Genomic DNA, 16,102 nt, shown 5'->3' with positions numbered 1-16,102 from the left:
AATTATTCGTAGTACAAGGCGGGAAAGCGAAGCCAATAACGGGTTATTGGGAGCTTTCGTAACGCAGTAATACGGATAATTAAGGCTGTTGTAGCATTTTGCTTATCCCGAACTCAGGTTAATATAACTAAAAAAAGTTACACTGATAGATATATCTCCTAGTGTAACTTTTTTGTTTAAGTCTGCTGTAGCGCTACTTATAAATTTTTTCCGCCCAGCGAGCTAACCCAGCGGTAACACTTCCAAAATGATCACCAACTACAATCGGGATATTTGGCATTTGTTGTTGAATAAATTCACTTAATACCGGTGATTTTGCCGTACCGCCAGTAACAAATATCACATCTGGCTGACAGCCTGCTTGTTTAACAGCTAGTTGCATAATATTTGCAATACTTTCTAAGGTGCGTTTATTTGCGGTGCGCAGCGTGTCTGTCGTTACTTCGGCACAAAGCCCTGTTGTTATGTCATTTAAATCAATTGTTTGCTTACTATGATCTGATAGGGCTATTTTTGCTTGTTCAGCAGCATTAACTAATTGATAACTTAACTTATGATCATGCACAGTGACTAAGCGCTCGATAACCTGAGTTTCTTGGGCATCACGCGATAACTGTAGTAAATCACGTCTATTTTGGGCGCTATAAAAAGCCGTTTGTTCATTAATATTGTTAATCGCTAATGCTTGATAAAAACTACTGGTTGGCATCGGCTTGCCTGATTTTAATAAACTGTTCATGCCTAAGCTTGGCATTATTCCTTGTAAGGCTAATTGAATGTCAAAATCGTTACCAGCTACACGAACACCAGTATGGGCAAGTAAATGATCGCTTCTGTTGTCATTATCAGTAAAGTTAGGACTCATTAATATCATTGAGCAATCACTGGTACCACCGCCAATATCAACCACTAACACACGGGTTTCTTTGGTCAAAGTTGATTCAAATTCAAAGCCAGCAGCAACGGGTTCATATTGAAATTCAACATCTTTAAAACCAACACGCTTAGCGGCATTAGTTAGTACGTTAATTGCTTGTTTGTTACTTTCTTCGCCGTGTAAGCCTTGAAAGTTGATAGGTCGGCCGATAACAGTTTGTGTTACTTCTTTTTGTAATACTTGTTCAGTCAGTGTTTTTACATTGCTCATCATACAGGCAACAATATCTTCAAAGAATTGAATTTGTGTTGGCGCAAGACCACTAGCGCCTAAGAAAGATTTAGGCGACTTAATATAATAACCTTCTTCAGGGTCTTCAAGATATTGCACTAGAGCAGCTTTACCAAACTGTAATTCGCTAGGAATACCATCGTACTTTAGCTCACGTAATGCGGCTTGACCTTTGAGTATTTGATTTTTTCTCTCTACAAGGTAGTTTTCTTGCTGCTCAGGCGCTAATTGCCCAGAAAGCCAGTTAGCAATAACATCACGACTTGGCGCATAGAGGTTTGAGGCAATATATGACTCATTACCTAATAACGGAATAATATAGGGCTGGCCATTGTTCATAGTGGCAACACCACAATTGGATGTACCGTAATCGAAACCTATCATATGCTTATTTTCACCACCTGCTGAAAAGGCCGCGTAGCATACAAAGTTACGGTGTAAACCTCAAGCTTTAGGCTAATAATTTATTAGCCTAAGAGTATTTTATAGTTATTAAGTGAGTTATTGAATAAGTGAAATTAAATGGAGGTAAGGCTTTGTTGTGTTCATTTTTTTAGCCAGTTAAAATAGCTAAAATAACGATGAGAAGATCACACAGGTAAGTATGAAATTAACTAAAACGAATCAGAAAATAGATAACAATGTATGCAAGGCTTTAACTATTGCGTGTGAATCTTCGTTGCATGACGTACCAGGTTTTATTTGGTTAACCCATAGAGCAAATTATACTAATTTTCCGGCTAGTTTACTTATTACTTGCGTATTTAACAGCAATGAAGAAGTTGAGCAAATGAAAGCTCAACAGCAAGATGAATTGTTACGTGACATTATTCAAAAGCAATTATTAAAAGTGGGGGTAGTGGTTAAAAATATTAAAAATGCGGTTAATTTTGATAGTGAAGAGATGTGCGATCTGCAACATGGCGGAGATTGGGAAAAGCGTTTAGCCTTGCGGGTTGTAAAACAAAAACCTAATGCAAAGCGTATGCATTAATCGTTATTTTTTTGTATAAAAAAGCCTAAGATGAATAACATCTTAGGCTTTTTTATTATTTTTTCATTGTATTTTCATTGTGTGGGTAATTAGCTAGCACAATGAATAAAGTTTGATTTAAACGCGAACTTGTCCATCACCAAACACAACAAACTTTTCTGTGGTTAATGCTTCCAAGCCCATAGGGCCGTAAGCATGTAGTTTACTTGTCGAAATACCAATTTCTGAGCCTAAGCCTAATTGGTTACCATCAGAAAAACGTGAAGAAGCGTTTATCATCACAACAGAAGAATTAATTTGGCGAACAAACTTATGACCGCGAGAAATATCTTGGGTGATAATTACTTCAGTATGATCTGAGGTATATTCATTAATATGATTTACCGCTTCGTCGTAACTTTTTACAACTTTTACGGCAATTTCTTGCGCTAAATACTCTGCATGATAATCTTCGTCAGTTGCTAATTCAGCGTTAGTAAAATAACCAATACTATTTTTACATGCATGTACCTTAACTTGTGCTGCGTCTTTTAGTGCTTTAGCAGCAAGCGGTAAAAATTCACCACTAATATCGCCGTGAACTAAAACCGTTTCAAAGGCATTACACGCACTCGGTTTCTGGGTTTTACCATTTACTAAAATATTAACGGCTTTATCTAAATCGGCATACTTATCAATGTATAAGTGACAAACACCTTTGTAATGTTGAATTACAGGAATACGGCTGTTTTCGCTCACATAACGAATAAGCCCTTCACCGCCACGAGGAATAACTAAATCAATAGTCTCGTTTTGTTGTAATAATTCTTCAATAACGCCACGACTTGTATCTGGAATAACACTAACAATATTTGCATCAACATCGTGTGCACTTAATACATCGTGTAAGCATTTAGCGATAGCTAGGTTAGAATGAATTGCTTCTGAACCGCCACGTAAAATTACCGCATTACCTGATTTTATACATAAAGCGGCAGCTTCAGCGGTAACATTCGGGCGTGCTTCGTAAATCATAGCAATAACGCCAAGTGGAATACGCATTTTACCCACTTGAATACCATTTGGACGCAAAGATAATTTATCAACATCGCCAATTGGATCGGTTAAGGCAACAATTTCACGTATCGCAGAAGCGATGTCTTTAATGCCTTTGTTGTCTAATACAAGTCTTTGTAACATTGCTTCTGAAAGACCTTTTTCTCGGCCAGCATCAATGTCTTTGTTGTTTTCTAAAATAATTGCAGCGCTATTCGCTTCAACAGCATCGGCTATTGCATTTAACAGCGTATTTTTTTCACTGCTATTAAGTTGTGCTGCGGCTCTACTTGCTTTTTTAGCATTACTGGCCATTGTGGCCATATTAAAATCTGTCATTTGATTACTCTTATCGAAAATAGAAAAATTGGTTAAGTTATTTAAAAGTTTGGAATTAATGATTCCAGTGGTTTATAAAATAACCATGTCGTTACGATGTACAACTACATCACCATAATCATGGCCTAACGTTGTGATGATATCGTTACTGTGTTTACCCATAATTCTTTTCAAATCATAGTGACTATATAAAGTAATACCTTTACCTATTATTTTATTATTTTGTGCATCTACTAAATCGATAGCATCACCTGCTTTAAAGCGGTTGGTTACAGACTTTATACCGGCAGGTAACAAAGATGCACCTTGGTTAACGATAGCATTTACCGCGCCAGGGTCGAGCTTAATTTTCCCGCGGCTTTTTAAGGTATGTTTCAACCAATGTTTTTTAGCCGTAATAATTTCTTTGTCAGCAGCAAAACGAGTACCAGGATTAACCTGCGCTAATAATGAACTGAATACTTCACTTTTAGTACCATTGACTATGTAGGTATTAATACCATGTTCAGTGGCTTTTTCTGCCGCTTCAATTTTGGTTTTCATGCCGCCAGTTGCTTGAGGATTGCGGCTTGTACCCGCCATGGCATATATTTCGTCAGTTATTTTATCAATATTAGGAATTAATACTGCATCGTCATTGATATTAGGGTCTTTGGTAAATACGCCATCAATATCACTTAAAATGAATAAACTGTCGGCTTCACATGCTTGTGCAACTAATGCAGCAAGGTTGTCATTATCGCCGATTGAAAGCGCTTTAGTAGTTACCGTATCATTTTCATTAACGATAGGCAGTACACCATTGGCTAATTGAATTTTTATTGTTTCTTGAATACTGATGAAACGCTCTCGATCTGCTAAATCATTTTGCGTGATGAGAATTTGACTGCACGGAATATCGAAAAACCGTTGCCAGTTTGCCATCATTTGCATCTGTCCAACACTGGACATAGCTTTTTTAAGTGGCAGGGAAAGTTCTGGTGAACCATGTTGAATCACGGCTCTACCTGCAGCAACACCACCGGAAGAAACTAATATAATTTCTTTACCTTGTTGTTGGCATTTTGTGATGAATTGTGCGATTGCTAATATGTATTGGCCGCTACAACCGTCACTAGTTGGTGCTACTAAAGCACTACCTACTTTGATTACAGCTCTGTTAAAATCCATTTGATCTCCTATTGTTATAGTGAGTCAATTATGCCTGAAAAGGCAGCAAAACTCAATTGGTAAAGGTATTGATTAAAAAGGAACAACAGCTTAATGTATGGTTTTAATAGTTTTATCAAGTATTTGCAGGTAAACATCTGTTTTAACTGATTACCTATTTAAAATATACAATATTAGACAACTATAAAATAAAAGAGAGCGTTTTTTATGCACAAATAGAAATGCTCTACATTTAATATTTTACCCGTATTTTATTGTGCAACAGTAATATGACAGTAAGATAACGGAGAATAAAAAAATTTAATTATGAGTGAAATCGTGGTTAAATGACGCTATTCGCGTTACTCATCTATTATTAGTTAATTTTAAGCTATGCTAAATTTTTTACCCGCTAAATTGATCATTTTTATATGTTTCTTTATTTACACCCTTAATACTATATTTTGGCTTGTACCTATTCTTATTTTTTCTTTATGTAAGGCATTAATTCCATTCGGTTTTTCTCGGAAAATATTTAGCTATCTACTCGATTTAATGGCAAGTAATTGGGTAGGTACAAATAGTATAGTACAAAAAATATTTACTAAAACAGATATTGTTGTGACTGGATTAGAAAAATTACAATTAAAAGAATGGTATCTAGTAATTGCTAACCACCAAAGTTGGGTTGATATTGTTGTTTTACAACGGGCTTTACACGGTAATATTCCATTTTTAAAATTCTTCTTAAAAAAAGAATTGATCTATGTTCCTTTGCTAGGCTTAGCTTGGTGGGCACTAGACTTCCCATTTATGAAGCGATATAGCCAAGCCTTTTTGAAGAAAAACCCGCATCTTCGTGGTAAAGATTTAGAAACGACTCGTATAGCCTGCGCTAAATTTAAATACAAACCAGTCAGTGTGATGAATTTTATTGAAGGTACGCGTTTTACTCAAGAAAAGCATGACAAACAGCAGTCGCCATTTCAGCATTTATTAAAACCTAAAACCGGTGGTGTGTCTTTTGTATTAGACGCTATGGGTGAAAATTTATCTAAAATTGTTGATGTAACCATTTATTACCCTGATGGTATTCCAACGTTCGGCGATTTTGTATCAGGTCAAGTAGATCGAGTGCATATTGATATTAAAACGATTGATATTGCATCTGAACTTGGGCATATCAATTTTTCTGATCGCGGTGATAAAGTGGCTTTTCAAAAGTGGTTAACGCAGTATTGGTATGATAAAGATGCAAAACTTGAAGAAATTAAGCAATTTTATATAGCCCAAGATGCAGCGCGAAACAACATCTAGTTAATGTCAGGAGTCATCTATGAATGAGCTAATTAGTAATTGGTTGAGTGATCAAGGTCTTAGCTCGCAATATTTGGCTAGCAGCGCTATTTCTGTAGGGATAGTGTTAATTTTATTCGCTGCGGCAGTAAGTTATTATCTTACTAAATATCAATTAATGAGCTTAATTCATAAACTCATTATTCATAGCAAAAACCAATGGGATGACGCACTGATTGAACATGGCGTATTAAGCCGAATGGCTTTGCTAGTGCCGTATATTTTAATGCTGTTTTTAGCACCGTTAATTTTACCTAGTGAAAGCCTAGCAAGTAGTTCATTAATCATCATTACTAAAATACTGCTTACCTTTCAAATTACTCGTAGTATCAGCGCAGTACTCAACGTTAGTCGAAGTATCTATAAAGAAGGCGCTAAACAACGCTTTTTACCCTTAAATGCGATTATTCAAATATTTAAGTTAGCGATATATTTAGTTGCAGCTATTGTTATTATCTCTCTTGTGCTTGATCGTTCACCAGTCATATTGTTAAGTGGCTTGGGTGCATTAACTGCAGTTTTGTTATTGGTATTTCAAGATACAATTAAAGGTTTAGTCGCTAGTATTCAAATATCAGCGAATAGAATGGTTGTGACCGGCGATTGGGTGGAGCTACCAAAATATGGCGCAGACGGTGATGTGCTAGAAATAGGTTTAAGTACGGTAAAAATAGAGAATTTTGATAAAACCATTACCACAGTCCCTACATATGCGTTGATCAGTGATTCGTTTAAAAACTGGCGTAATATGTACCAAGTAGGTGCTCGTCGTATAAAGCGCACTATTATTATTGATATGGCCAGTATTGGTTTTTGCAGCGCCGATAAAATTAGTCAACTCACTAATGCCTATTTATTAAATGATTACCTTAAAAAGAAACAGCAAGAACTTATTCAGGATGATGAAAAACAACCCCTTGATGGCAATACCGACTCTTTTAATGTGATCAATAAAAGGCAATTAACGAATATTGGTACATTTCGCGCTTATATCACTGCTTATTTACAAAAAAACACCAATATTCGTGATGATTTAACCTGTATGGTTAGACAACTTCCTGCTACAGAATCAGGCTTACCATTAGAAGTTTATTGTTTTGCTAACACCACTAATTGGCTTGAGTATGAAGCTATTCAAGCTGATATTTTTGATCACCTTTTTGCTATTGCCCCGCAATTTGAATTACGGGTTTTTCAACATCCAAGTGGTTATGATTGGCAGAAAAACTTAAGCAGTTAATATTGTTGGCTGCATGATTTAGCGTTGTCTGATAACACCTTCTTGCATGGTTGAAGCTACTAATTGACCTTGACGGTTATATATTTGGCCTTTAACCAAACCTCTGCCATTACTAGCTGATGGACTATCCATACAGTAAAGCAACCAATCATCAAAACGAAATGGACGATGAAACCACATTGCATGATCTATAGTGGCAATTTGAAAATTAGGTAACCAATGGCTTGCCCCATGAGGTAATAAAGCTGTTGGTAAAAAATGAAAATCTGAAGTGTAGGCAAGCATGTAAGTATGCAGTGCTAAATCATCAGATAATTCACCGTTAGCTTTTATCCACATTTGGCTGGCAGACTCGGTCGCTTTAGGCTGTAGCCAATTATATTGCTGCACAGGGCGCATATCTATAGGCTTTTCAGCTAGAAATTTTTCACGTAATGCTTCTGGAATATATTGTTGGTTAGCATGTATATAGTCAGTGAACGACGGAAGATCTTCGGGTGGCGTAACCACTGGCATAGTATCTTGATGATCAAAGCCTACTTCAGTCACTTGAAAAGAGGCGGTCATATAAAAAATGGTTTTGCCTTTTTGTATTGCTTGTACTCTGCGAGTACTAAAGCTTGCCCCATCACGCATTACTTCTACTTCGTAAACAACGGGTAAGTTAGCATCACCAGGTCGTAAAAAATAAGAATGTAATGAGTTTACAAAACGGTTTTTAGGTATTGTCTCTTGTGCGGCAGCCAAAGCTTGTCCCATTACTTGCCCACCAAATAGCGCTTTAAAGCCTAAATCTTGACTTTGACCACGATAAATACCTTCTTCAATGGTTTCTACCTTTAATAACGCCGATAACTCATTTAATACACGTGTCATTTTATTCCTTACATTTCAAAGATTATTAGACGAAACACCAATTAACTCAAGGTTGTTAGTGTAATCTCTATTGATGTTACATGCAAAGTAGGTTAACTTTCACTCGAAAATAACAACAATAATAATCACCACAGTAAAAGCACTGATAAAAGTGTTTATTAGCAACCAGCTAACAACGTAAATACGTTAACCATAGAGGAACTATGTTGAATGCATTTGGCTTGTTTTAAGTTAGCTAATAGTAGTTTGAGTTTGAAATAAACTTAATAGGATAGGTATTAATCATAATTGGACTGGGAAGGAGATATTATGGCTATAGCAATGCAAAAGGAAGAGATGTTAGAGCGTCGAGGTGGCACTCTGGTTGGTTTTGATGATTTATGGGAGCGGCTAACGCTAGCGCAGAAATTTGCGGCAAGTAGTTTAACTCAGTTTGGTTATAAACTTAATTTTATTAGAGATGTTGATGATACTAATTTAGCTATTTTATGCTGTAATGAAAATATTGTGGCTATTTCTAAAGCGGGTGAAATTAACACACAACCAAACATTCATATTCGCTCTTAAGTGTTAGCTGAGTAAATTTGTTTGTCTTAGACTAGCTTACATATTGAGTTAACCTTTAAAAAGCGCTAATTGGCGCTTTTTTTGTGTCTTTTTTCTGCTTTTTAAGGTTTTTAAACTTTTATTAAAGTAAAATAGCTTACATTATTTGTTAAAAAGCAATTATTCCTATGTCACGCACTAAAAAATCTAGAAAACCAGGTGGAGCACCAACTGCTAAGCCTAAGTTAAGTAAGCAAGAATTAGCTAATGTTGAAAAACGCACCCGTAAAACTACGGGAAAAGTAGCAGGGAATCGTCAAAAAGAAGCAGCTCAAGAGCGAGTTGATGGTAAGCAGAAGGGCGCTAAACAGGATCCTCGTTTAGGCAATAAAACCCCGATTGTTTTAGGTAAAGTTGCCAGTAAAACTGATAAGCCGAAAACGACTAAATCAGAAAATAACGACAAACTTGCGCCAATGGCAAGAGTTATTTATGTTGAGAAAGAAGAAGTTGAACAAGTAGCAAAAATTGCGAAACTTTCACCTGAAGATGAATTAAATGCCATTGAAGATGATGCGCAGCTACAAAGTATTTTAGCTAAGCAAGAAGATGATATTGAATTAACGGAACAAGAAGTTAATTACTACAATGACATGATGGATCGCCATCAAGCTTTATCGGTTGAGCTAGGGCTTGATCAATATGATGAAGAGTATGATGATGAAGAAAGTGAAAATGAAAGCGAAGACGATTTATGGGATAAATTAGATCGCCCAAATTTTTCAGACTTTGACAATTCATCTAAATAAAAGAGTAGTGTTTCATGAATGACTATTGGCTTTATCTGTTGTTACTTGGTGTTGGTATTATTCTTGTTTTAGCGTTTTATGCGGGCAGGTTATTAAAGCAAGTGGCGCAGCAAAAAGCTCAACAGATCAAAGCAGAGCAAAACCAACAGGCGGCATTAAATAGACACGACAAAAAAATACTGGATAGTGTTTTACTGATTACTCGCGCAATGCAGCAAGAGCAATGTGAGTTTGATGAAGGCTGTTGGCGTATATCGGTTTTATTGTCTTCACTTAAAACACTCTCTAATATGGATACTAAGTTCCTGGGTATTTATGGCTTGTATGACGCTATTAAAGACTTTTCAATTCTTGAAGCACGTAAGCAATTAACTAAAAAAGAACGTATGCGTGAAGATTATCAACGCATGGTGGCCTTAGAGAAAATGCATGATGCTGTTGTAAGTGATTTGGCGTTACTACATCAATTTACTACTGAGCAACTTAATCGCTTAACACTTAATACAACCGCAACCTAAGCTAGCATTTGTATTAATTAACTTATTGCTTAGCTCTTGAACTCAAGTAATAAGTTAACGCAATAACAGTTAATGTGTCTGTTATTGCGCTCGATCAATAACCCAAAAATATAATAGCTTATAATATTATCGTTAATTAAATAAACGGTAATAAGCTATGAAAGCGAGTCAGTTCTTCGATAAATCACTGTTAAGTAAATACAATACCAGTGGCCCAAGATATACCTCATATCCTACAGCGTTAGAGTTTCATGATGATTTTACGCATGACGACTTTATTCAAGCAATAGACGATTCAGCCAACCGCGAACTATCTTTGTATGTGCATATTCCTTTTTGTCATACCCTCTGCTATTACTGTGGTTGTAATAAAGTTATTACTCGTCACCGCAGTAAAGCTGACACTTACCTTGAATACTTAGCGCAAGAAATAGCCCTACAAGCACCGTTATTTAAAGACTATACCGTTAAACAATTACATTGGGGCGGGGGAACACCAAGTTTTTTAACCCATGCGCAAATAACTACATTGGTGGCTTTATTAAAAGAGCAATTTAACTTTGCTGATGAAATAGAAATGAGCATTGAAATTGATCCGCGTGAAATCGATATGGATTTAGCTGATCACTTATATTCATTAGGCTTTAACCGACTAAGTTTAGGGGTGCAAGACCTTGATTTAAAAGTGCAGCAGGCAATAAACAGAGTGCAATCTACAGAGTTTATTGGAGATTTTATTAATCATGCTAAAGTAGTTGGTTTTAGCTCAATTAATATTGATCTAATTTACGGTTTACCACATCAAACGCTAGAAAACTTTGCGAAAACATTAACCAAAGCCCATGAGTGGGATGTTGATCGAATTTCACTGTTTAGTTACGCACACATGCCAAGCCTATTTGCTGCGCAACGTAAGTTACGTGATGAATGGTTACCTAACACAGAGAAAAAATTTGCGTTGATGCAGTTAGCGATAGAAACCCTTTGCGATTTTGGCTACGACTTTATTGGTATGGACCATTTTGCCAAACCCAATGATGAGTTATCAAAAGCACAAAAGGAGGGGACTTTACATCGTAACTTCCAAGGTTATACCACTAAAGGTGGTTGTGATTTGTTGGGGCTTGGAGTGTCATCAATCAGCGCAATAGGTAATAGTTTTAGCCAAAACATTAAAGATTTGAAAACTTATTACCAAGCGATTACTGAAAAACAACATGCGCAAATTAAAGGTGTAAGTTTATCTGCTGACGATATTTTACGGGGTGAAGTTATTCGCGAATTAATGTGTAATCTTTATGTGGATAAGCAAGCTATTGAGGAAAAGTATGCTATTAACTTTGATACTTATTTTGCTGAAGACTTACTATTATTAGATACTTTTATTAACGATGATTTAGTTGAAAACCATAAGCAATATATTAAAGTGGCGCAAAAGGCGCGATTACTTATTCGCATTATTTGTATGAGTTTTGATGCTTACATGAAAAAGCACATTAACCAACAGCGATTTTCACGGGTTATTTAACTTTAACAAATTTACTTAATAAAATTAACTTCAGCAAATATTAATGACATAAAAAATCCGCTGTTCTGAATAGAATAGCGGATTAATATTTATAGTCTCATCATAACCTTTGCTGACTTAACTATTTACCATTGTTTATCTAGTGTTCAGGTTAGTTAAGTTGCTGAAAAATTTTACTAACATATTTTTGCAATACTTGTGGTGCTTGCATCATAAAGCTTTGCAAACAAGTTTCACCCTCTTTTTTCGTACCTTGTGTTTCAATAAACAAGGTTGCCGCATCAGATAAAACCAACCCTAAAACAACTTCTTCGGTTCTAAATTCAGGCGTATTTTTACAATGTTGGGTGAATGCGAATAAAGTTTCTAATATGGCCGATTTGTAATAAATGGGTTGTAAATGCTGCACTAAACCATCAATGCAACGGGCAAAACTTTCTTCTCTCGGTGTCATCGAACTACGAGTTATTTCAGCATCAAGCACTTCCGCAGCATTAGCATTTTCAGCAAACACTATGCGTGTAGTATGCGCTAAACTTTGCCAAATATCCGCCAGTAAATCATCATCAATTCGGGTAAATAATCCTCTTTCTGAGCGCCATTCTAACCAGTTAGTGTCTACTGCTTGAGTAAAATTAGCTTGAGAATTCTGCATGATATGATCACAGAAATTAAATTTAACGTTCTCATTAAATTCTTGCTGTTGGCTAGTTAATACTTCACGTATCGCTTGATTTAACTCAAAAGGTGATTTTAAAGATAATTCAATAAAAGTACTTTCATTGCACTCATCATGCTTTGCACATAAGGCTAATAAATTATTAAGCTTAATTGAGCGTAAACCATTAAAAACGCGTGTTTTGGTACGGACTATATTACCTAAAGTTACTAGCATTTCTTGTACTAAAGTACGTTCAAGCTTTTGGTGACAAACTTGATCTAACATTTTTAATAATTGTTTAGGTTTCAACAAAGAATTTTCATGGGTTAGCACTATGTGATTTTCATCACCAATCACAATATCTATATGGCGAGCACATACTAGTGATAAATCGTCGGCTAAGTCTTTATGTGCCAATTTTAAGGCGGAAAAACAAAGTCGTGCTGTTAACCAATGTTGTTTGTGCTGCGCTCTTGTATATATACCTGAAATTAATTGTTCAAAGCTGATTGAACAACCTTGTTCAGTACTGATGTTTTCGGTCAATATTGAATCTAAACTATACACGGATAGCCAGTCATTAACTTGATGATAATAGCTTAAATCATCAGTTTCACTGGCTTTAATTTGTTGTTGAATTTCGTTGGGTAATGCTAATAAATCAAATGAATAAGCATGGGCGCTAGAAGTTTGTTCAGTATTAAATAGCCCCATTACGGATAAGTCAGGCACCATCAAGTTATTAACTTTAGACGCTCTAATCGCTAAACTAGCAGAAGCATAACCTATATTGGTATGACTAATTCTTAGTTGTAATTCTTTGATGGTTGTTAACAATACATCAGCATTTACACTGTCACATATATCTTGTGTTACCAAATAACTGAATACCGCGACTTCATCGTTTATCCAGCTTTTATTTAAATAACTTAATTCTCTCAGTAAATCGGCGGTTGCCAACTCAGCATCAAACTTGAGGTAATTATTTTCATCGTATTGTAAATTAGATAACGATAAGAAGGGCTTATCATTTATTCTAAACGTTTGTGCTGTTGCTAAACCTTGAAATCTACGTTTTGGTCTGCCAGTTAGTGCTAAGTTTTTATTGGCGCCAACTTTTCGGTACGACTCTACCAATTCAGATGCAGAGATAACATTAATTGGGCTGATCTCAGCAAAGGTTTCACTAATTACACCATGTTCAGCTAATTGCAGTTTCACACTTTCATTTTCAGCTAAGACCACCAAAGCTATTTGCGTATCAGCTGTGGTTGTTGAGCGATTACGTAATTGTAATGGGTCTAAATCATCTGGTTGTACTAAACCTTCATCAAGCATCAAGCCAGTAAAATATAAGCTTTGTGCCCATACCAAGGGAATGTTTTCATTAGGTTTGCGAGGCTGAGAGCCAGGGTTTTCTCGTTCGCCTTCTAATTCGGGTTCATCTACATAATACAGCTCAGGTAATAAAAACTTACCATCTTGCTCGACCATTACAGACTCAAGTTGATCCCGATATTTTTTGGCGAGGGTTTCATCTTTATCAAACAAGGCTTGAATATACAGGTAAGTATGAAAAAGTGGCCACTCAGACTCTATATGTTCAAAGTCAGCTAGTTCTGAATGTTCGTAATACATTCGGCTGTGGTCTTCAATGATGGTTTGATGACCATCCCATAAAAAACGTTTACAGCCGTATTTACCACCTAACTCCGAAAGTATTTTATTGCGGGTAATATCTGCTAGCGCAGTATCACCAACGGCAAACGCAGGAAAACCAATAATACTTAATAGCGCACTGTCTACTTCTTTTGAAATAGACTCTCGTGGTAATAAGTGAGTTAGTGTGTTTCGCGCTCGAGAAATAGCATCGGGAATAGTGTGTACTACAGCTCTAGGGTTCTCATTATTACCAAAAAGGTTAAGCTCATCTAATGCTTCTAATGCTGCTTTTGCCATACCGACCGAGCTGGCATTAATTTCGGTTTTACCATTATTAATTTTATTACCGCGCTCCCAAATACCGTAGTCAGGTGTGCGGTAAGCTGAGGCAATGTAATAAATAAGATTTTGCACAAAATCAACTTCATCAATGGTGTTGATAATGCGTAATCCTGTTGCTGTCATTTGCGCAAGCATGAGTAAGAAAACTGAAGTGGCGTCAATTTGTAAATGACCCCATTCATGATCTTCCACTACATTGAGCCCTGTTTGCGTATTATATTTAGCGTGCAGGCAATCCATAGCATTAAGCGTGTGTTTAAAGGTTTCTACTTTCGGCGCTTGACGCATCATTGACTGTAATAAGCCGCGCATTAGCTTTATCGTTGCTTGATTAAGTTCGTCACTTCTAACCTTTTCTCCGCCTTTTTTATAAGCGCTTCCTAAGGTCCAAACACACATAATAGAATAAACATTATCGCGTACCCATGCATCGGTGTAGTCGCCATGTGTTGTTATGGCTGTGCTTGCAGGTAATAGCCCTGTTACAGGATGTTGACGAGTAAGAATTATGTCGTTGATATCGTTATATAATCGATCGAGAAGTAAGACTTTGTCCATAAGGCTAGTTACCAAGTTTTTTTATTAAATATGTACGCTACAGGAAGCAGCTTATATATAAAATAACAATGTTTAGAGTTAAAATACTAAAGCTAAACCTCAGTAATATCAATTTAATAATGAATATAAAATTACTGGAGTTTTAAGTATAAAATAGAAAGGAAATGAATGAGGCAGTACACTGAACAAGGTGTGTTTTATGTCTGCCTAACATTGGGGTTGTTGATCTTTCATAGTTGAAATTTATTCAATTTAAAATGACTTTGATCGTGGCGCGTGTTTTGTAGCATACTTTTACTATGTGAAAACGAGCAACAATGACTAAAGTCGCGTTAAATGAATAGACTCTAACTTCGACCGTATAACATGATAGATTTTAATAATAAGCAGTAATAAATAACCCTATTGTCGTTTTATTTATATAAACCTAAATTTCTATCGCTAATGGCATCTCGCCAACCTCCTAACCATTGAGATTTAGCATCAACATTTTGATATGGACATTGCTCTTTTGCTTTGCCTCCTAAACCTGCTTGGTAGCCATTTGAATGCGCTCTCCCTAGTTTGTCTCTTTTTTGTCTTTTCATTTTACAACCCTCATAAATACCTCGTAATTATTTATAAATCAATTAATTAGTAAGTTACTTTTACTTTTAACATCGAGCAAAGTTAATCACTAAATTCGACTACTGATAGTTAGCGTATACATTTTCAATAGTTGACATGGCACATTAATTCCGTCAAATCATGTTCAGAAAGTAAACAGATTATAAACGGGATTGATTATATTTAAGGTGATGTTTGAGGATGATGCAAGGTGGTGGAATGATGTAAATAATGGTTTATTTATTCTGCATATAAAGAAGTATAAAAGGTGATTTTTACCGTGAAATTTTGTGTTGTCAAAACAACTTGTTAGTCATTTTCATAACAAATAATTATTACTTCAGATAATTATAAATTTATTTTTTAGACGAAAAAATTCTAAAAACAAAGCTGAGTAACTTTGCAGGCAACCCGTTTAATAGGTAATAAAAATTTCTAAGAACGCAGTAAAGGTTTTAACATGCCCTCTAAACCATTAAGTTTTACTTCGTACATTAAGGCAAGTTGTTGCCCTAATTTTCCTTCTGGAAATCCTTTACTATGAAACCATACTAAGTATGGCTCAGGTAGTTGTAATAATTTTCGTCCGGCATATTTGCCAAATGGCATGGTTTGGTTGATGGCTTCTACCAGTAATTTTTGATCGTCTAACATCTTGTTCTTTCTCGATTCTTGTCATATTTGTGCCATACGTACGTCACAAAAGCTTCATTAA

Annotated in this window: 14 protein-coding genes; 7 read left to right on the top strand and 7 right to left on the bottom strand. The window is 35.9% G+C overall.

Annotated elements, in window-relative coordinates; all coding sequences use genetic code 11:
* Window positions 1-193 precede the first annotated feature (193 nt).
* A complete protein-coding gene (gene yegD / locus CWS31_RS14645; RefSeq protein WP_101344563.1) occupies window positions 194-1,552 on the bottom strand; it encodes a molecular chaperone in 1,359 nt (452 codons plus the stop codon).
* A 220-nt stretch (window positions 1,553-1,772) separates the two neighbouring features.
* On the opposite strand from yegD, the gene CWS31_RS14640 reads away from it, so the two are divergent.
* Window positions 1,773-2,162, top strand: coding sequence for a Fis family transcriptional regulator (locus CWS31_RS14640; RefSeq protein ID WP_101344562.1), 390 nt, complete (start codon window positions 1,773-1,775; stop codon window positions 2,160-2,162).
* Window positions 2,163-2,279: 117 nt separating this feature from the next.
* Here CWS31_RS14640 and CWS31_RS14635 read toward each other — a convergent pair whose 3' ends face one another.
* Together CWS31_RS14635 and proB are read right to left on the bottom strand one after the other, a co-directional pair.
* A complete protein-coding gene (locus tag CWS31_RS14635) occupies window positions 2,280-3,536 on the bottom strand; it encodes a glutamate-5-semialdehyde dehydrogenase (protein WP_101344561.1) in 1,257 nt (418 codons plus the stop codon).
* 72 nt (window positions 3,537-3,608) lie between these two features.
* Window positions 3,609-4,706, bottom strand: a complete 1,098-nt coding sequence (gene proB / locus CWS31_RS14630; protein WP_101344560.1) for a glutamate 5-kinase — start codon at window positions 4,704-4,706, stop codon at window positions 3,609-3,611.
* Window positions 4,707-5,078: 372 nt separating this feature from the next.
* Here proB and CWS31_RS14625 point away from each other — a divergent pair, with 372 nt between their 5' ends.
* Both CWS31_RS14625 and CWS31_RS14620 read left to right on the top strand, forming a co-directional pair.
* Window positions 5,079-6,002 carry an acyltransferase gene (locus CWS31_RS14625; protein ID WP_101344559.1) on the top strand — a complete coding sequence of 308 codons (924 nt, stop codon included), beginning with the start codon at window positions 5,079-5,081 and terminating at the stop codon, window positions 6,000-6,002.
* A 19-nt stretch (window positions 6,003-6,021) separates the two neighbouring features.
* The gene (locus CWS31_RS14620; RefSeq protein ID WP_101344558.1) at window positions 6,022-7,281 is read left to right on the top strand and encodes a mechanosensitive ion channel family protein; all 1,260 of its coding nucleotides are present in this window, start codon (window positions 6,022-6,024) and stop codon (window positions 7,279-7,281) included.
* Window positions 7,282-7,299: 18 nt separating this feature from the next.
* Here the strand turns inward: CWS31_RS14620 and tesB are convergent, their stop codons facing one another.
* Window positions 7,300-8,157 (bottom strand): acyl-CoA thioesterase II, encoded by an 858-nt coding sequence (gene tesB / locus CWS31_RS14615; protein WP_101344557.1) that lies wholly within the window; start codon window positions 8,155-8,157, stop codon window positions 7,300-7,302.
* A gap of 309 nt (window positions 8,158-8,466) precedes the next feature.
* Here tesB and CWS31_RS14610 point away from each other — a divergent pair, with 309 nt between their 5' ends.
* The 4 genes from CWS31_RS14610 (at window position 8,467) to hemN (ending at window position 11,558) form a co-directional block, all read left to right on the top strand.
* Entirely contained in the window at window positions 8,467-8,724 is a 258-nt protein-coding gene (locus CWS31_RS14610) for a hypothetical protein (RefSeq protein ID WP_101344556.1), read from the top strand.
* 167 nt (window positions 8,725-8,891) lie between these two features.
* The gene (gene yihI / locus CWS31_RS14605; protein WP_101344555.1) at window positions 8,892-9,512 is read left to right on the top strand and encodes a Der GTPase-activating protein YihI; all 621 of its coding nucleotides are present in this window, start codon (window positions 8,892-8,894) and stop codon (window positions 9,510-9,512) included.
* A gap of 14 nt (window positions 9,513-9,526) precedes the next feature.
* Window positions 9,527-10,030 carry a DUF2489 domain-containing protein gene (locus tag CWS31_RS14600; RefSeq protein ID WP_101344554.1) on the top strand — a complete coding sequence of 168 codons (504 nt, stop codon included), beginning with the start codon at window positions 9,527-9,529 and terminating at the stop codon, window positions 10,028-10,030.
* Window positions 10,031-10,187: 157 nt separating this feature from the next.
* Window positions 10,188-11,558, top strand: coding sequence for an oxygen-independent coproporphyrinogen III oxidase (gene hemN / locus CWS31_RS14595; RefSeq protein ID WP_101344553.1), 1,371 nt, complete (start codon window positions 10,188-10,190; stop codon window positions 11,556-11,558).
* A 151-nt stretch (window positions 11,559-11,709) separates the two neighbouring features.
* Here the strand turns inward: hemN and CWS31_RS14590 are convergent, their stop codons facing one another.
* The 3 genes from CWS31_RS14590 to CWS31_RS14580 all read right to left on the bottom strand — a co-directional run bounded on the left by CWS31_RS14590 (window position 11,710) and on the right by CWS31_RS14580 (window position 16,041).
* Window positions 11,710-14,781: a phosphorylase b kinase regulatory subunit alpha/beta gene (locus CWS31_RS14590; protein WP_101344552.1), complete on the bottom strand. Its 3,072-nt coding sequence runs from the start codon at window positions 14,779-14,781 to the stop codon at window positions 11,710-11,712.
* 413 nt (window positions 14,782-15,194) lie between these two features.
* Window positions 15,195-15,368, bottom strand: coding sequence for a ribosome modulation factor (gene rmf / locus CWS31_RS14585; RefSeq protein ID WP_101344551.1), 174 nt, complete (start codon window positions 15,366-15,368; stop codon window positions 15,195-15,197).
* A 454-nt stretch (window positions 15,369-15,822) separates the two neighbouring features.
* Window positions 15,823-16,041 (bottom strand): DUF3820 family protein, encoded by a 219-nt coding sequence (locus CWS31_RS14580; RefSeq protein WP_101344550.1) that lies wholly within the window; start codon window positions 16,039-16,041, stop codon window positions 15,823-15,825.
* Window positions 16,042-16,102 lie beyond the last annotated feature (61 nt).

Origin of the sequence: Colwellia echini, assembly GCF_002843355.2 — a bacterium.
GTDB lineage: Bacteria > Pseudomonadota > Gammaproteobacteria > Enterobacterales > Alteromonadaceae > Colwellia > Colwellia echini.
Note: the sequence above shows the minus strand (reverse complement) of the source record. Positions and strands in the feature narration are given on the sequence as shown.